This window comes from Gloeotrichia echinulata CP02, assembly GCA_038087035.1.
In the GTDB taxonomy this organism is placed as follows: Bacteria; Cyanobacteriota; Cyanobacteriia; order Cyanobacteriales; family Nostocaceae; genus Gloeotrichia; species Gloeotrichia echinulata.
On record CP051187.1, the window covers coordinates 186682 to 204400 of the forward strand.

21 protein-coding genes are annotated in these 17719 nt (G+C 40.7%); 13 read left to right on the plus strand and 8 right to left on the minus strand.

All coding sequences use genetic code 11. From position 1 onward, the window contains the following. The first annotated feature begins 130 nt into the window (after positions 1–130). The 4 genes from HEQ19_00760 (at position 131) to HEQ19_00775 (ending at position 2418) form a co-directional block, all read left to right on the plus strand. Positions 131–703: an NUDIX hydrolase gene (locus tag HEQ19_00760; protein ID WYL98269.1), complete on the plus strand. Its 573-nt coding sequence runs from the start codon at positions 131–133 to the stop codon at positions 701–703. A gap of 12 nt (positions 704–715) precedes the next feature. Then, positions 716–937, plus strand: a complete 222-nt coding sequence (locus tag HEQ19_00765; GenBank protein WYL98270.1) for a hypothetical protein — start codon at positions 716–718, stop codon at positions 935–937. Between the two features lie 34 nt (positions 938–971). Beyond that, entirely contained in the window at positions 972–1865 is an 894-nt protein-coding gene (locus HEQ19_00770) for a transposase family protein (GenBank protein ID WYL98271.1), read from the plus strand. 199 nt (positions 1866–2064) lie between these two features. Beyond that, the gene (locus HEQ19_00775; protein WYL98082.1) at positions 2065–2418 is read left to right on the plus strand and encodes a hypothetical protein; all 354 of its coding nucleotides are present in this window, start codon (positions 2065–2067) and stop codon (positions 2416–2418) included. A gap of 86 nt (positions 2419–2504) precedes the next feature. Here the strand turns inward: HEQ19_00775 and HEQ19_00780 are convergent, their stop codons facing one another. Continuing rightward, positions 2505–3428 (minus strand): nucleoside hydrolase, encoded by a 924-nt coding sequence (locus HEQ19_00780; GenBank protein WYL98272.1) that lies wholly within the window; start codon positions 3426–3428, stop codon positions 2505–2507. A gap of 17 nt (positions 3429–3445) precedes the next feature. Between HEQ19_00780 and HEQ19_00785 the strand changes: the two genes are divergently transcribed. After that, complete coding sequence (locus HEQ19_00785) at positions 3446–3877, plus strand: nucleoside deaminase (protein ID WYL98273.1); 432 nt, start codon at positions 3446–3448, stop codon at positions 3875–3877. 66 nt (positions 3878–3943) lie between these two features. Here HEQ19_00785 and rbsK read toward each other — a convergent pair whose 3' ends face one another. Then, positions 3944–4867 (minus strand): ribokinase, encoded by a 924-nt coding sequence (gene rbsK / locus HEQ19_00790; protein WYL98274.1) that lies wholly within the window; start codon positions 4865–4867, stop codon positions 3944–3946. Between the two features lie 259 nt (positions 4868–5126). On the opposite strand from rbsK, the gene HEQ19_00795 reads away from it, so the two are divergent. The 3 genes from HEQ19_00795 to HEQ19_00805 all read left to right on the plus strand — a co-directional run bounded on the left by HEQ19_00795 (position 5127) and on the right by HEQ19_00805 (position 7350). Further along, positions 5127–6107 carry a hypothetical protein gene (locus HEQ19_00795; GenBank protein ID WYL98275.1) on the plus strand — a complete coding sequence of 327 codons (981 nt, stop codon included), beginning with the start codon at positions 5127–5129 and terminating at the stop codon, positions 6105–6107. Between the two features lie 48 nt (positions 6108–6155). After that, positions 6156–6815 (plus strand): hypothetical protein, encoded by a 660-nt coding sequence (locus HEQ19_00800; protein ID WYL98276.1) that lies wholly within the window; start codon positions 6156–6158, stop codon positions 6813–6815. 154 nt (positions 6816–6969) lie between these two features. Then, the gene (locus HEQ19_00805; protein WYL98277.1) at positions 6970–7350 is read left to right on the plus strand and encodes a calcium-binding protein; all 381 of its coding nucleotides are present in this window, start codon (positions 6970–6972) and stop codon (positions 7348–7350) included. 314 nt (positions 7351–7664) lie between these two features. Here the strand turns inward: HEQ19_00805 and HEQ19_00810 are convergent, their stop codons facing one another. Next, complete coding sequence (locus HEQ19_00810) at positions 7665–8948, minus strand: diguanylate cyclase (GenBank protein ID WYL98278.1); 1284 nt, start codon at positions 8946–8948, stop codon at positions 7665–7667. A 655-nt stretch (positions 8949–9603) separates the two neighbouring features. Next, complete coding sequence (gene folB, locus HEQ19_00815; protein WYL98279.1) at positions 9604–9963, minus strand: dihydroneopterin aldolase; 360 nt, start codon at positions 9961–9963, stop codon at positions 9604–9606. Positions 9964–10060: 97 nt separating this feature from the next. Between folB and menD the strand changes: the two genes are divergently transcribed. After that, positions 10061–11902 (plus strand): 2-succinyl-5-enolpyruvyl-6-hydroxy-3-cyclohexene-1-carboxylic-acid synthase, encoded by a 1842-nt coding sequence (gene menD, locus HEQ19_00820; protein WYL98280.1) that lies wholly within the window; start codon positions 10061–10063, stop codon positions 11900–11902. A 60-nt stretch (positions 11903–11962) separates the two neighbouring features. Here menD and HEQ19_00825 read toward each other — a convergent pair whose 3' ends face one another. Together HEQ19_00825 and HEQ19_00830 are read right to left on the minus strand one after the other, a co-directional pair. Then, entirely contained in the window at positions 11963–12304 is a 342-nt protein-coding gene (locus HEQ19_00825) for a hypothetical protein (protein WYL98281.1), read from the minus strand. Then, a complete protein-coding gene (locus HEQ19_00830) occupies positions 12304–12792 on the minus strand; it encodes a hypothetical protein (GenBank protein ID WYL98282.1) in 489 nt (162 codons plus the stop codon). Before HEQ19_00830 ends, HEQ19_00825 begins: the two co-directional genes overlap by 1 nt. 157 nt (positions 12793–12949) lie before the next feature. Between HEQ19_00830 and HEQ19_00835 the strand changes: the two genes are divergently transcribed. From HEQ19_00835 to menB, 3 genes are all read left to right on the plus strand, one after another. Continuing rightward, complete coding sequence (locus HEQ19_00835; protein ID WYL98283.1) at positions 12950–13165, plus strand: helix-turn-helix transcriptional regulator; 216 nt, start codon at positions 12950–12952, stop codon at positions 13163–13165. Further along, entirely contained in the window at positions 13149–13691 is a 543-nt protein-coding gene (locus tag HEQ19_30585) for a helix-turn-helix domain-containing protein (protein WZI67083.1), read from the plus strand. Before HEQ19_00835 ends, HEQ19_30585 begins: the two co-directional genes overlap by 17 nt. 226 nt (positions 13692–13917) lie before the next feature. Next, on the plus strand, positions 13918–14751 hold the full coding sequence (gene menB / locus HEQ19_00850) for a 1,4-dihydroxy-2-naphthoyl-CoA synthase (protein ID WYL98284.1): 834 nt from the start codon (positions 13918–13920) through the stop codon (positions 14749–14751). 170 nt (positions 14752–14921) lie between these two features. Here menB and HEQ19_00855 read toward each other — a convergent pair whose 3' ends face one another. Both HEQ19_00855 and HEQ19_00860 read right to left on the minus strand, forming a co-directional pair. Next, positions 14922–15236 (minus strand): hypothetical protein, encoded by a 315-nt coding sequence (locus tag HEQ19_00855; protein ID WYL98285.1) that lies wholly within the window; start codon positions 15234–15236, stop codon positions 14922–14924. 342 nt (positions 15237–15578) lie between these two features. Next, a complete protein-coding gene (locus HEQ19_00860; protein WYL98286.1) occupies positions 15579–16127 on the minus strand; it encodes a DciA family protein in 549 nt (182 codons plus the stop codon). Between the two features lie 205 nt (positions 16128–16332). On the opposite strand from HEQ19_00860, the gene HEQ19_00865 reads away from it, so the two are divergent. Continuing rightward, entirely contained in the window at positions 16333–17595 is a 1263-nt protein-coding gene (locus tag HEQ19_00865) for a hypothetical protein (GenBank protein ID WYL98287.1), read from the plus strand. Positions 17596–17719: the final 124 nt, after the last annotated feature.

The following is a 17719-nucleotide window of genomic DNA, read 5'->3' on the forward strand; positions in this document are numbered from 1 at the left end:
ATCTAGAGTCTAGCCAAAAAACAGTGTAAGTACGAAGTTTTGATTATTTGAGACATCTGTTATACTTTTTTACATTCAAGACTGGGATGTCCAAATTTTTATCCAAATTTTTGTCCCCTTGTACTAGTTGATGAAAAACATGAAAAAATGGAAAATTTTGCAATCGAAAATGGTCTTGGATCATCGCTGGTGTCAGGTAAGGCAAGATGAAATAGAATTACCTAATGGTAAAATTATAGATGATTATTTTGTCAGCATTAAACCAGATATTGCAATGGTCTTACCTGTAACCAGTAGCCAGGAGATTATATTTGTCAGACAATACAGACATGCAGTAGGTGAATTCTTTTTAGAATTACCAGCTGGTCTTTTTGATCCAGCACAAGAGAGTGCGGAAGTAGCAGCCACCAGAGAACTGCAAGAAGAGACTGGTTATATTGCCCAACAAATTAGCAAAATCGCAACCATCTATGATAAACCTAGTAAAGACACTAACCAAATACATTTGTTTTTAGCAAAAAATGTCATCAAAGCTGGAGAGCAAAATCTAGACAATACAGAAGAAATCGAAGTTGTATTCATTCCTGTAGAATCAGTTGTAGATAAAATTTCTCAAGGTGAAATTTCTGTTGCTGGTAGCATTGCAGCTATTTTTTTAGGTTTAAATTTTCTCAAGGCTGGTAATATTGACACTCTTGCATAAGTAGGGCTGCTATTGAACGATACTTGCTTTCTTCGTCATTTGTCATTTGTCATTTGTCATTTGTCATTTGTCATTTGTCATTTGTCATTTGTCATTTGTCATTTGTCATTTGTCATTTGTCATTTGTCATTTGTCATTTGTCATTACTCATTACTCATTACTCATTACTCATTACTCATTACTCATTACTCATTACTCATTAGATATCTCCAAAATAGAAACATTCTGTGGTAGAAGGGTATACAATTAAGTTTTTTACCACAAGAACATGAGTGACGTATTAGGTTACATTAAAAATAACTCCCAGGAAACCCAGCGATTAGTTGGTCTAAAGTATGAGCAACTAGAACAACTAATAAACCAGGCGATAGCCTTACATACCCAAAAGCAACAGGACATCGAAGCGAAGAAAGTTAGAATCATAAATAAAGGGGGCGGTCGTAAGGTAAAGCTATCAACAGAAGAGCAAATTCTTTTAACTTTGATATATTTACGACATTTAACAACATTTCAATTGTTAGGTATCCAGTTTGGAGTGAGTGAATCAACCGCAAACGATACATTTAACTACTGGTTCCCAATCCTACAACAAATCCTGCCATCAAGTTTACTTCAACAGGTAAAAAAAAACATCAGTGATTACGAGGTAGTGCAAGAAATCCTAACCGACTATGAACTAATAGTAGATACTTCGGAACAGGCTAGAGAGCGACCAGGCGACTATAAAGAGCAGTCCAAGTATTACTCAGGCAAGAAAAAGCACCATACCTTTAAAAACCAAATTACTGTTTTACCAGATGGCAAAGATATTGTTGATGTAATCGCGGGAGAACCAGGACCAAAAAGTGATATAAATTTGTTTCGCTCAGGGCAGAATGCATTTAATCCTCATCAAAAGTTTAAAGGAGATAAAGGTTATGAAGGAGAAGCATCGATTAAAACTCCGACAAAAAAGCCAAAAAAAGGAGAATTAACTCGGTCAGAAAAAGAGAAAAATAAAGTAATTGCATCTGAACGAATATTTGTTGAACATTTGATTCGTGTAATTAAGATATTTAGAGTGGCATCTGAAAGATTCAGATTAAATACAAGTAAATACGAACAAATAATTATGACAATATGTGGGCTTGTAAGATTGCGAATAGGAGCCTTGGTTTTATAAATATAAAATGGGACGATTTTTCTTTCATGAAAATAGGCGTTTATAAATACTCAGTTATACCTGATTATCAACACAAACTGTCTCAAACCCTTATTTTGGCGTTGAGAGTTGCTGATATTTACCATTGGCGATGGCTACGCCCGCCGCAGGCATCGCCTGTTAAAAGCCAGTCATAGAAGGGTATTAGCATTTTTCGGAGATGTCTATTACTCATTACTCATTACTCATTACTCATTACTCATTACTCATTACTCATTACTCATTACTCATTACTCATTACTCATTACTCATTACTCATTACTCATTACTCATTACTCATTACTCATTACTCATTACTCATTACTCATTACTCATTACTCATTACTCATTACTCATTACTCATTACTCATTACTCATTACTCATTACTCATTACTCATTACTCATTACTCATTACTCATTACTCTTTGTCATTGGTCATTTTTCATTTGTCATTGGGAAGCATTTCAGGGATATTTACGTATAGTTTTGTTTTTTCGCGCCGACTTACTTAGTAGGGTGCATCAGTACCAATAATTTATGGGTATTTCCAGGGATTCTCGCTACTGACGCACCCTAAAAATGGGATATTGTTTAATTTGTGAGTCCCTAAATTCTCAAATTTACCTTGCTAATTGCTGCAAGATGTAAGCGTAAAAAGCCTCTTTATCTACCTGATCCATAGCATAGATCTGACGACCACCAGAGACTACTTTAGTCCGCCCTTGACTGACACCAGCCGTGATAATTTCTGTTTCCCATTCGCGCAATTTATAAAATTCCGGTTGTCCCAGATAAGCCGTTGCGAGTACATCCCAAAAATAATAATCTTGAGGAATAACCAATGCATAACATTGTCCGGCAAAATCAGATAAAGGATAGTGGCGTTGTCGCCCCATTTTTTGCACTAATTCTGATGTCACGGGCACATTGTTAGTTAAATCCAAAGGACACATAATAATTTCAATTTGGGTTTCCCAAACTCGTGCGGCTGAAATTGGGTCCCAATACACATTCCATTCAGCAGAACCATCTTGTCCTGCTTCTAAACTTTTTTCCACATTCCCAGAGACATTCAACGCACCACCCATCCAGACAATTTTTTGAATTTTCGCTTCAATATCTGGTGCTGTTTCTAGTGCTACTGCTACTGTCGTCAATGGTCCAGTAACCATCAGCGTAACTGGTTGAGATGCTTCACGCAATACTCTGATCATAAAATCTTGACCTGTTTCAGCAACCAGGGGTGTGTTAATGATTTCACGTTGATTGAGAATGGGAAGATGGTCAACAATAAACGAATCGCGACGATAGAGAGTAGGAAAAGGATTTATACCCCGCACTGTACTTTCTGCAACCGGAATATGAGAAAATTCCATCAAATCTAGAATTTTACGTGTCGCACTGACAGCGGGTTGCACATAACAATCAGCTGGAGTGACGACGACACCAAGAAGTTCAATATGATCCATCGTCAACAACAGCATTGTTGCCAGATAATCATCTACACCACCATCGTGGTCCATTAATACCAATTGTTTTGACATAGAAGGAGAATTCAGTAATGGATGAATTTATACAGGCTGCAATTCAAGAAGCAAAGCAAGGTAGACAAGAAGGCGGAATTCCCATCGGTTCCGTTCTCGTCAAGGATGGTAAAATCGTCGGCAGAGGACACAACAAGCGCGTACAAGACGGTGATCCTGTCACCCACGCCGAAATCGATTGTCTCCGCAATGCAGGTAGAGTAGGCAATTACAAAGGTACAACATTATATTCAACCTTAATGCCGTGCTATTTGTGCGCTGGCGCCGTGGTACAATTTGGCATTAAAAAAGTCATCGCCGGAGAATCGAGAACTTTTCCTGGTGCCAAAGAATTTATGGTATCTCATGGTGTGGAAGTAATTGATCTCAATCTTGATGAATGCGAACAGATGATGAGTGAATTTATTGAAACTAATTCTGAACTGTGGAATGAGGATATTGGGAAATAGTTAGTTGTCATTTTTTTTGTTAATTCCTATCTCCTGTCTCTGCGTTCTCTGCGCCTCTGTGGTAAATTAAACTCCCCTCTCCTTGAGAAACGCATCAAAAGTCAACCTATCAGGTAAAGAAGTTTGTGCGCCGAGTTTTGTAGTAGCTAAAGCACCCGCAGATGCACCCCAAATCACCGCCTGATGTAAAGAAAGTCCTTCGTAAAGTGCGGCTGTTAAACCACCATTAAAAGCATCGCCAGCGGCGACTGTATCAACTGTATTTACTACGAATGCAGGGACAAAAAAACTTGCTTCAGCATTTGCACAGAAAACACCTTTAGCACCGAGTTTGATAATCGCACATTTCACACCCCGTTGCAATAACACTGCAGCTGCTTTTGCTGCTGACTGTGGGTCATTTACAGGAAAACCCACCAACTGTCCGGCTTCAATTTCATTTGGTGTCATAATATCCACTAACGGGTAAAGTTCATCTGGTAAATCAGATTGTGCTGGTGCGGGGTCGAGAATTACTTTTACTCCTGCTAATGCTGCAACTTTAGCAGCAGAAACTACAGTAGAGATGGGAATTTCTAATTGTAAAAGCAGCGCTGAACTTCCTGGTAATAAATGAGATAATCTTTGTACATCTTCCTGATTGACTCGCCCATTTGCACCGGGAATTACCACAATTTGATTTTCACCTGCATGATTTACAGTGATCATGGCGACGCCAGAACTAACCGTTTCATCCACAAAAATATTATTGGTTTGTACAGCAGAATTTTGCAAATTTTCAATCAGTTCTGTAGCGAAACCATTTGCGCCTACACGTCCCACCATCTGGGTAGGAATTCCCAAGCGGGTTAATGCTACGGCTTGATTTGCACCTTTGCCTCCTGGTACTTTAATAAAGTCTTCTCCTAACAAGGTTTCTCCTGGGAGTGGTAGGCGGGGTGCGGTGGCTACTAAGTCTATATTAATGCTGCCGAAGACTATAATGGACATGATTGGGGATTGGGGATTGGGGATGATCATGGTTCTTGCGTACTTAGCGTGCTAAATATGTTGAAAAATAAGCTTGAAATCCTTGCTGGGATAAGATGACAGCCATTATTTACTGCCTTTTAGGTCTGATGATTAAAATTTTGGCTATAAGCGCCTGTAAGCCTTGATTTTAAAACAAAGTTATCGACTGTAATTAAAAATTTAGCACGTTAAGTACGCAAGAACCGGTGTACTGCAAAAGCTAATTCATCAAGAATTGTTGAGTAGTCAACATCCCGTTCTCAAACCTTGGCAAACTGTTAGGAATGGAGATATTTACAACCAACTGGTGAAAACCTTCAATTTGACAGATTCAAACGCTAAAGAATGGGTAGGAACAATGGTGCGTCATGTGTTCGTACTCGGCTATGGTTTAGGTTGGACAGCAATACGGGAATACCTCAAACAAAGTCCCAGCAATCAACTAGAGTTGGAAGCGATTTGGTGTCCGTTGGTGCTTCCTGGACAGTATATACAACGTGACGAAGAAACAGAAACAACGGCGCGGGAATTTAAACAGGCGTTTAACCTTCCAGGAAACCTAGATTTAGCATTAGTCAATAGAGGACAACCAGCTAGAGCCGATTTTCTTTTATGGTTGCAAGTAAAGGAAAATAAACGTAAAAAAATTCAGCCTTCTTTGCTATGTTTAGAGTTCTCTTATAATGCACCAAGGAAATTGGCAGATTTTAGAACCGAAACACCGCACCGTGAAGAAATTAACCGTTATGCTAGATATATTGATGCCCGTGGGGTATTTTCTAGAGTTTGCGCTAAAGTTGAAGGTGAGGAATTTTTACTATCATCAAATATCAAAAATCATCTCTTAGCATTTAGTGGTATAGATAAACCATTATTCAAACTCTGTCAGGCTTCATCATATACCGAAAGACTGATTCATTTGTTACGCTCATGTGGCAGATTAGAAGGAGCTTGCAACGCTAGAGCTATCGCCATCACATCTAATGGCTTTGAAAGTATTTCCGCCCCTTTTTGTGGAGAACAACCAGAACCAGAACCTAGAACAAAATTTATGAAATCCTTGGGTGAAGCCTATCGCCATGCGCGTAAACTCAGTGATGATATACCCGACGAACTAGAGCAAGAAATTCGTTTAGTATTTAATAAATTAGTGCGATCGCTACCTCATGATTTTAAGCAGCAAGCCAAATTAATAGCCCAACAACCAGAATTAGGTTAACAATTGCACTTCCAGTTTCAAGAGGAAGTAGAGGGATTCTACAACTCCATGCAAGAAATTTCACGGGATGAAGCAATTGCGGCTATTGAAGAAACAGACGCACTCAGGGAATTTTTTGGTGGTAATCCTCAATCTCAGTTTACAGAAACTCTCAATCAACAAATTCCAGATCAACCAAAAATTCCCCTGCGAACAATCCACACAACCGCAGTTATAGCTGGACTAAATTCAGCCCAAGTTGGTAAAATTAATGTTATTGCCCTAGAAGGAAATCCGGGAATTGGTAAAACCACCGCTGTAATAAAATTTCTCCAGCAACAATCCCAAGGTTTCATGTTTTTGTATGTCAGTCCGCGAGTAGTAATTAATCGAGATGTCACCAAAAAACTTGCCAGAAACAACGGAAAACCCAGTGGTATTTTGACCATGACCACCAATGCTGATTTAATTAATTCAGCATCCAATTGGTATGAAGAACAAGTCAAACAAAAATGCTGGAAACCTCGCCCTATTGATAGTGCTGTGGTGATTGATGGAATTGAAAACCTCAATCATCCTGATTGTAGTACCGTCTTTGTCACCCCAAAACAAGAACAAGATATTGATTGTAATCAATTAGAAACCGTGTTTAGCTATCGCTATTTTATGGCATCTAGTGAGTTAAATCTCCTCAACACCATATTACTCGAAGATGATGAACCAGAGTGAAAACTAGAACTGTGACAAAAATTCACCTATTTATGGTATAAAGTTGCAAAATTAGGTAGCTTAAACCTAAATTGCAAATGTCTGACTATACTTGACGGGAGTGATTTAGAATTATACCATATTTCAAAATGCATCTTAATCAAGCTTTTATCTTATGCCTAGTGTTGAAGCTGACGACATCAGAGAGCATCGCATTAAAACAGAGATCCTTGTTGATGCCGAGGACAAAGAGGAACGGGCGATGGGTTGGTACTACTACCTCGACGATTCTCTGAACTTTCCCTTTCTGGCTAAGTGGAAAAAGAAGTCACGCAAATCATCGACCGTCGAAGAGAAAGAAGTTGAAGTTCTGGGAATGGCTCCAGATGATGAGTGCTTAAAAGATATGTTTGTAGAAGTGGGTTATCCAGGTGGTAAAGATGAAGATATATTTACTGCCAAACTATCGGAAATAGAACAAATTGATGCCGATGAGGATACCAAAGAAGCACTCGCAGACTGGCAATATTGGCTCTCTAGGGGTTACAAGTTTTAACTTACAGCAATTTTGACTATGGGTAGGGTAACAGCAATGCTGTGCCCTTACCATGATTTACAACTAAAAGTACAGCAGCTAATTGAACAAGCTCATAAACACAGAATCCCCACCTTCAGCCGTTCGCGCAGCGTCTCGTAGAGAAGGCAAGGTAGGGTTGTTCAACTTCTCAGACTATTCATAGCCTCATACGCTTGGTAGGTTGTTTTAAAAGTATCTTTAACAGACAAGAGGGAACTAATAGCATTTGGGATTTGAGATTTGAGATTTGGAATTATAAAAAAGTTACTGGTAATTACTTTGAGCTATCTAGCTTAATAAAATATACCATAACGAGCCTTTCCTTGACGTTTCGCACGGTACATGGCGATATCAGCATCGCGCAGCAGATTTTGTGGTTCCTCAGAATCACGGCCACTCAAAGCAATACCAATGCTAGCTGTGGGAAATATTTGATGTTCATTGAGGATAAGTGGTAACCCGAGATTTTCTTGAATGCGTTTGGCAACATTGGTAGCATCTGTAACGTCTTTGATATCCTCTAAAAGGACTGCAAATTCGTCACCGCCAAATCGGGCGACAGTATCGCCACTGCGTAAGCTAGACTCTAAGCGTTGGGCAATTTCTACTAAAAAATCATCGCCAACTCCATGACCAAAGCGATCATTAATTCCCTTAAAGCCATCTAAATCCAAAAACAAAACGGCAAAACGATAATCGATGCGTCGTTTGCTACGTTCAATTGCTTGTCTGAGCCGATCTAGAAATAAAACTCGATTGGGTAATTTAGTCAGTCCATCATAACATGCATTACGCAGCAATTTGGCTTCTATCTCCTTGCGCTGAGTAATGTCTTGAAAAACTAATACCGCTCCAGTCATATTACCATGATTATCGCGGATAGGTGCAACACTATCCCCAATTGGTATTTTGTTACCATCTTTGGCAATCAGTGTACAGTTTTGCGGTAGATTCAAAACTTTACCCGTTTCCATTGCCCTTGTGGTTAAATTTTTAACTTCTTCATCCATATCTTTGTCAATCAGCCTGACAACTTCTGCTAAGTCTTTACCCAATGCTTCATGTTGTTGCCAACCGGTCAGCGCTTCGGCGATGGGATTCATCATTTGGATATGGCCATTGGTAGATGTGACTACCACTCCACAGCCCATACTATTAAGAATAGTTGTCAGTCTCTGTTTTTCTGCTTGATATGTCTGGGCGATTTGGTGCTTGTAAAGTGCCATCTCAATAGCAACACGCAAGTCTTTTTCCGCACATGGCTTGAGGATGTAACTAAACGGCTCACTGAGTTGCTTTTTATCTAAATTTAAATATTCTGAATACTCCGTTAAATATAAAACGGGTACGTGGAAATCTTTCTGGATAATGTCTACCAAGTGCATACCATTAATTTCTCCAGTTACGCAGATATCAATTAATACTAAATCTGGGTGGATTTCTGCTACTTTTTTTATAGTATCTTCACCAAAATCAGTAATTTCTGTAACAGAACAGCCTAACTTTTGTAAACTTTTTCTTATGTCTAAGGCTAGGAGTTTTTCATCCTCAATAACCATGATTTTGTGGGCGAACATGTTAGAATGACCTGTCTACTAACGTTCCAATGTTATTTCCAGTCTCAACTCAATCTGAAAATCAATAATCTTATGATAATCAATCTCTAAAATATCGGTGTAGCTACCTGACTAAAAACGTGATTAGTTATTAATTATCATATATTTTATCTACTGATCCAGTTACAATCCGGTTAAAAAGACAATTTTCAAATAAAAAATGTAAATTGCCATACAAATCCCTGAGATGAAAAATTTATTTTCCAGATTTTACTAATTTGATATTCATAAAAAGCACAAGTGACTGCGGAATTCACTTAAAATTCTCGGCGATTATTTATGTTAATAAAATTACCAATTAACTCATACCGTAGAACAGCGATACCATCAATCTACCCTGTGGCAATCATCCAGGGAATTTAATTGTTAATCTCTTTGTATCTTTGATACAGTTTTTGTTGCATTAGTTCAAAAATGTGAATGTATTTTATTAATTTTAAAACTGATAAACTTACAGAAATTTAGTATAAAGATAAACTTGCTATCAAATGGTTTTTGAGTTCAAAAGCGATGAATCGCTTGTGTATAATAGTTAATTCAAAATATTATTACTTGTATAAAGTATTTTAGAGTAGGGGCGCAAGGCCTTGTAGTAGGGGCGCAAGGCCTTGCGCCCCTACTTAGTTCTAGTCAATTCAATGCTAATTTTGCCGTCAAAATCAGGAATGGGTGCAGCGGGTTTGCTGACTGTGACTTGAACTTGTGTGACGCGATCGCTCTGTTGTAGAATAGATTCAGCGATCGCCCCGGCTAACCGTTCCACCAAAGCAAACTTGGATGTCTTGACTAGGTGTTGCACTAGGCTAATAATGTGGCGGTAATCTATAGTGTCTTCAATGGCGTCAGTGTAAGCCGCCATAGAGATATCCAGCCATAACTTCACATCCACCTCAAACCATTGTCCTAGCACTTGTTCCTCTGGCAGATACCCAACATAGCCATAGCAGCGAATTCCCGTTAAATTAATCGAGTCCATAAACCTATCAGCACGAATTTTGCATTTCAGATATTAAAGTGAATTGCCATATACAAAATCTAAAATTTAAAATTGTCTAGTAATGTAGTTTGCTTTGATGCCGATCGCCTTTACAAATATTAATCAACTTTGGGCTGATATCTTCACCGAAACACTCAAGCGCCTAGGATTGACCTGTGCTGTAATTTGTCCAGGTTCACGTTCCACACCCCTAGCAGTCGCGTTTTCCCAGCAAAAACCCGATATTGAAGCCATTTCCATTCTAGATGAACGCTCCGCCGCCTTTTTCGCCTTGGGACAAGCTAAAGCCACAGGACGCCCAGTCGTACTCCTTTGCACCTCTGGGACAGCAGGAGCGAATTTTTACCCAGCAGTCATTGAAGCCAAAGAAAGTCGCGTACCCCTATTAGTATTAACCGCCGATAGACCACCAGAACTGCGAGATTGTCACTCTGGACAAACAATAGATCAGTTGAAATTGTATAGTAGTTACCCAAACTGGCAAACAGAAATAGCCTTACCCTCCCCAAACATGGGAATGCTAGCTTATTTGCGGCAAACAGTAATTCATAGCTGGGAGCGTTGCTTAAATCCCATCCAAGGGCCAGTACATCTGAATATACCCTTTCGTGACCCCCTCGCCCCCATTCCCCACCCAGAGACATTTGATCAAACATCTTTACAAATATTGCAGTCCCAATTTGACCCAGAAGAATTCTTTGCTGGAATCGGAAACACAACCTCATTCCCCAATCCCCATTACCCCTTATCCCCAGAGGAGTCCCCACCTTCCCCAATCCCCAATCCCCAAGAATGGTTACAATCTGACCAAGGAATCATCATCGCCGGTGTAGCCCAACCGCAACAACCACAGGAATATTGTAGAGCGATCGCCCAACTTTCCCAAACCCTCAAATGGCCCGTACTCGCAGAGGGACTTTCCCCCGTAAGAAATTATGCCCACCTCAACCCCTATATAATTTCCACCTATGACCTAATTTTGCGAAATCCCCAGCTAGCAAAACAGCTAGCAGCTAAAATGGTAATTCAAGTAGGTGATCTGCCTACAAGTAAAGAACTGCGTACCTGGATAGATACCACCCAACCGCAACGCTGGATAATTGACCCTAGTTACCAAAATCTCGACCCTTTACATGGGAGGACAATTCATCTACGAATTGCGGTAGAAAAAATGGGGGGATGGGGCGCAAGTAGAGAATTTTCTTCCTCAACTTGTGAATATTTGCAAATGTGGTGTAGCGCTGAAGCTCAAGTTAGGGCTGCTATTGACCAAAAAATGGGGACAATGGAAGAGTTATTTGAAAGTAAAGCTGCTTGGTTGCTTTCTGTGACACTACCACCGGGAACGCCGTTATTTATCTCCAACAGTATGCCCGTGCGGGATGTAGAATTTTTCTGGAAACCGAATAATTTAGGTGTGCGATCGCATTTTAACCGTGGTGCAAATGGGATTGATGGTACATTATCCACAGCTTTAGGAATTGCCCACCGTCATCAAAGTAGTGTAATGTTGACAGGAGATTTAGCCCTGTTGCATGATACCAATGGATTTTTAATCAGAAATAAGTTTGTTGGACACCTAACAATTTTGTTAATTAATAACAACGGCGGCGGGATTTTTGAAATGTTACCCATTGCCAAATTTGACCCGCCATTTGAAGAATTTTTTGGTACACCTCAAGATATTGATTTTGCTCAATTATGCGCTACCTATGGTGTAGAGCATGAATTAATTATATCTTGGGAGCAGTTACAGCAAAGATTAAACCCGCTGCCAAATCAGGGAATTCGGGTTTTAGAGGTAAGGACAAATAGGAAAGTCGATGCGAAATGGCGAAAGGATAATTTAGGGGAATTTGCAGCGGATATTATTGCTTTTTCCAGCAAGAATCGCCCAGCTTCGACTACTTCGGTTTGAGCAGTAACATAAGTCATAAAAAAGCCTGCGTTTCGCAGGCAAATTAATTACTGAAAAAGTCTAGCTTTGTGTGACAGTTTCTTTCTTACACCAAGCAATTACTACTTCGCGCATTACTTGGTTTTCATCAGCAGAATTAAAAACTTCGACTCGCCAAACAACCCAGTGGGAAGGTGTTGTGTACCAAGCACCCGTTTCTCTGTTGACATGATAATTGTCTAACCTATCCCCAGGTTTTGGGTACTTTCTAGATGTTTGAAAATCTGTTTCACTTTTTAGGACAATAGAACAATTTTCTTGTCCAATTAAAGGATCGTCAGAGGAAACAATTATTCCATCTAGCGACATAAAGATTATCAAAGAGCCATTTTCCATGCATTCTTTAAATTCGCTCAATTGCATTAATCATCTCCTCCGCCAAAGCTTGTTTGCTCTCCATTAAATATGCACCACCTACCTCCACCTTCTGCTGGAGGATGTTCTTTGACCCTCCATCCATATTTTTTTGCCATCTTGTAACAAAGTTGTGGATTATCACTTGCAACCCAATGTGCATTCCCTCTTTTTGCTGCTTCGATTCCAGAAATGGCTCGACTTTGTAGTGGTGACGGTTTCTTGGTTCCAACTAATCTTTCAGAATTGTTGACATTACCAGATGCATCAGACGCATAATGTCTGCCGTTGCTAGCACGCCAAACATAGTAAGTAACACCACCCACAACAGCAACTCCAACCAGTATGCAACCAATACCTGCTGTACCAGCACAAAATGCAGCAGGTGCAAGTATTGCAGGATTTGCATGGACTGGGCGTGAAAAATTTGAACTTGAAAACGTGATTGATATTGCAAGAGCAATACTCGCTTGCGTTTTGAACTTAATTTTCGACATAATGCTATTACCAATTTTTTGGATAGAGAAGCGGTTCGTTTTCCATGCGTGACCGCTTTCTCTATACAGTAATATAACAAGTTAGTTTGTAACAAGTCAATATTGCTATTACAAATCAATTTGTTATATACTGTAGTGTACCATTCTGGTTATGCCTATGAAAAATAAAATTGATTCTCTTATAAAACGATTAGGTGTTAGTGCTTATCGTTTCGCTGAAGACACAGGTATCACCAAAAATACCGTTTACTCACTTAAAAACAATCCTTCTCAGTTCCCGTCAGGAGAAGTATTTGACCGCATCATCTCTACCTACAAAGTCTCTGTAAATGAAATTATTGAATGGGTTGAGAAAGATGGAAACGACGATTAATCCCTCTAGCGTTAATCCCTTTGCCCTGCCTTCAGTTTCACTAAAAGAGCGATCGCATTTACCCACAACACCCTGTATTTACTTTGCTATCGATTCAAAAGGGATAATTCAATACATTGGGCAGTCAAGTAATCCGGCTTTGCGATGGATTAACCATCATCGCTACTCACTTTTGTTGGGTATGGAGGATGTAAAGATTGCTTATTTATCGGTTGACACTAGTTTGCTGCTGCAAGTCGAAAGAGCATTAATTGAATATTTTGACCCACCGCTAAATCAATTACGAGGCGTACCTAATCGAATCCATAAGAAAGGATTACATCCGTGGACTGCCTTAAGAGAGTCACTAGGACTCACTCAAAGACAAATAGCAGAGGCAGTAGGCGTTACTGATCAAACTGTTTCCAACTGGGAGCGCGGAGTTCATGCTCCGCGACTGACCTTAAGGCAAACCATCAAACTTTGCAAAATCACAAGATCCACGGTTGAAAATTTGGCTGATTTATTTGAACCAGAAAAAGATTAGATAAAAATGCGCCTAGTCTACCAGTACCGTCTACGACCAACCAATCAACAAATAGCCACTTTTGAAAACTGGCTTGAATTGTGCCGTCGTCAATGCGCCGCATTGTTATTGCTCCACACAAAATCAACTGTTAAGTGATTGTAATATTTCACGACACCAATCTTAACAATCCTTTGTCCCTAAGTCCGCGATAAAATTCTCAAGCATAACAGCGTATTTCATTCCCATGCAAATCGACTGGCAAACTGTCAAAACTTACGAAGATATTCTGTATCAAAAAACTGATGGAATCGCTAAAATTACCATCAATCGCCCCCACAAACGTAATGCTTTCCGCCCCAAAACTGTATTTGAACTTTACAATGCTTTTTGTGATGTCCGTGAAGATACGACTATAGGCGTCGTACTGTTTACGGGAGCAGGACCACATACTGATGGAAAATATGCCTTTTGTTCTGGTGGGGATCAAAGCGTGCGGGGACACGCGGGTTATGTTGATGACGACGGTACCCCCCGCTTAAACGTGCTAGACTTGCAACGCCTGATTCGCTCCATGCCAAAGGTGGTAATTGCTTTGGTAGCTGGGTATGCCATTGGTGGTGGTCATGTTTTACATTTAATTTGTGACCTCACCATCGCCGCCGATAATGCCATTTTTGGACAAACAGGTCCGAAAGTTGGCAGTTTTGACGGTGGTTTTGGCGCCAGTTATCTCGCCCGCATCGTCGGACAAAAAAAAGCGCGAGAAATTTGGTTTCTTTGTCGTCAATATGATGCCCAACAAGCACAAGAAATGGGCTTAGTTAATTGTGTTGTGCCAGTAGAAAAACTGGAAGCCGAAGGTATTCAATGGGCACAGGAAATTTTAGAAAAAAGTCCGATCGCGATTCGCTGTCTCAAAGCAGCATTCAACGCCGATTGTGACGGACAAGCTGGTTTACAAGAACTTGCCGGCAACGCTACTTTACTTTATTACATGACAGAAGAGGGAGCGGAGGGTAAACAAGCCTTTCTCGAAAAGCGTCCACCAAATTTTCGCGATTTCCCTTGGCTACCTTAAAATTGCAAAAATCGCACCTTGTGAACAGGCGCGATTTTTCAAGATACAAAACTTTACAGCATCGAAAATTTTAAAGTCTTCTTAATCAGTTGATGGTGGCTTTTTACTGCTCTCAGTAGGGATTATAGCCAAAAAACAGCTATATGTGAATATATTTTGTTTAAAGTTTTCTAAATACACACTGTCTCTGGTTGTGTCTGCTCGGAAGTCTGGGTAACTGTTTCTTCCACAGGAACAAAAGCAGTATTGTCTAAATCAGAAACTAGGGACACAGAAGAAACTATAACTGGTCTTGTATCCAGTAAATTCCAAGCTTCTTGCCAATTTTCCCAAGAAGGTGCAAAAGGTGGTAGTGCCAAAGAGCAAGCCTTCCAACTAGCTTGAACTGGCGCTCCCAACTGCTGGCACATTCCACCACGGCGACCCTCTGGCTGGTAATGACGACAATAGCGACAGGCTGATGTCAAAAATTTAATGGGTTTCATCTGGGTTCATCTTTGATTTGTATTGAGGGCGAATTTATGTATTTATATTTTGCATCTAGATACAAATACTGATTACAGCCAGAAACCCATTATTTTATATGGCTTGTAGCGATCCCCAGGCATAAATAAACTTTATGATGTTTTTATATTGTTGTTATATTTTTAAACGTTGACTAGAGTGGATACATATCGCTTTGCGATAAAAAGCATTAGGGATCAAGATTAAATCTCAAGCTTTAGATTTGGCGGTATTTTTAATTTGTCCCTTAAGATATACCTTTATAGGTTGATTTCGCTATTTTGTCTATGAGAACACAGGAATAATTTGCCCTGGGTCAACCGTCAACGCAACTGCTTGGCGGCACAGGGAGAACAAACACGCCACCGCTGGAGTTCCCCTGGTGGTGTGGGACATTGACACTGGGGACAAAGGGGTAAACCATGCGATCGCACTTGTATTGCTTTAGCCCAATTCTCAAAAGCAGCGTTGGCGTTCTCAGTATTCGGTGAATTTTCAGGTGGGGAATTACTCACATCACCCAGATAACTAGGATGGTGACTCGGCAAAAGCGGGAGTTCCTGCTGTTCCTTCTCTAGTGGAGTTTGCCAACCGGCACCAGAAAAGCGAATATCCACCAAAGGCGTAGGTAGCTTGGCATTCAACTTTACCAGCAGGCTCTGGCGTCCAAAAGTCAAATTTTGTGCCCAAGCAGCACTAGAAGTTGCTACCCGCAAAACATCACGCTGAATCGATAATGGTCGAGCATGAGTAGCCACCACTGGGCCAACAACCTCTTGCCAACACAGGAGTAAGCGTTGAAAGGGTTGCTCCTGCCATTTAGCCTGCTGTTCCAGAATAATTAAAATATCATTAACAGATTTCAAAGACATCTTGCCAAACAAATGTCAAAATTGAGCTAAGTTCCGGGATTGATCTTTTAGGGTCAAATGTCAAGGGTCAACCGTCAACCCTCAACTATGATCCACTTGAAGTGGTTGTTTTGATTTTTTGGTGTTGCTTTAGATAATTTTCGCTAATATTGGCACAAATATATCCCAAGTTAATCCAGCAACCTAGGTTTGAGGCCCAGAGGCAATGAGTCAAAACCCCCTGATAGAATCCGGCGCTCAATCGTCTAAAACATCTGGATTGAAGCCACCACTAGCCGCTGCACTGGCGAGTTTAGAAGTACAGCTAGATCAAGAGTTAGCCCGATACCGACGCACACGTAATAGTGCCAGAACACTGAACCAATCCCGCCTGGGGAATCAGATCAGCAGTCCATCGCCGCCTTTAACTGCTATCACTACTACATCGGAGAAAACTCAGCCATTAGCACCAGAAATCACAACCAATGCACCGCCTGTATCTCCACCCCATACTCCTCAAGGGGAACCAGCGCCAGCGACGGTAAAGGCTGAAGCATGGGATAATCTCGAATTATCTTCCCCGTCAACCAACACAGAAACTCCAGCATCTTCGCCCGACCCTACCAGCAGCATAGTGCCTGCGGAGATTAAAGTTACCAAAACTGACAATTCCTCGCCGTCAGATGACAGCCCGAAACAACCAGAGGACTATTTGGAATCTAGTGAAGCACTGCTGCGAAGTTTGACAGACGAACCACCGTCAACGAGTCAGCCAAGCAATTCTCATGACAGCCTGCTATCACCCTTGGGTGTGGGTTCGATGTTGCTGCTATTAGTGGCGAGTCTCAGCTTGGGTTACTTTATGTTCAATCCCAAAATTTTGTCACAGTTGAATATCGCCAAATTGTTCAACAGTAACTCGTCTACACCTGCCAATAATACTGACAAGCCTCAGAATAATTTATCACCTCAACCACAGCAAGAACTCACACCAATACCCAAATATCCCAACCTAGCCGCCAAAGAGTTTCCAGAGGTCAGAAATCCAAATGATGTGGTGGGCTTAAAACCGAAAGTTCAACCATCCCCCACTGCATTACCCAACCCAGCTGCTATCGAACCACCGCTAAATCTAAATACTCTCAAACCAGTACCAAAGATACCACCGGTCGCTCCGCAGATACCACCGGTCGCTTCGCTAAATGTGCCCGCAACACCAACGACAAGTGATGCTCAAAAAGCGCCAGAGCCAGCCCAATCCCAGCCAAATGCACAAATTAAACCAGCGGGCGATGGGTTGTATCATATAGTGGTGGATAATCAAGGCGATCGCGCTTTCTCCTCGGCACGCCAAATCATTCCCGATGCTTATTTATCACTAGATAACAAATTGATTTATCTTGGTGCTTTTAAAACTAAACAGGAAGCATTGCAGCAGATACAACAGTTACAGGCAAAGGGAATTAAAGCACGAATTCAGCAGCAGTAAGTTGTCAGTTGTCAGTTTGAACTACTATTGCCCATGCCCCATGCCCCATTGCCTGTAAATCAGCAGTACTCAAAAATCTAGGCGATAATGGGGAAAGATATATAACAAACCCTGCCTAGTTACC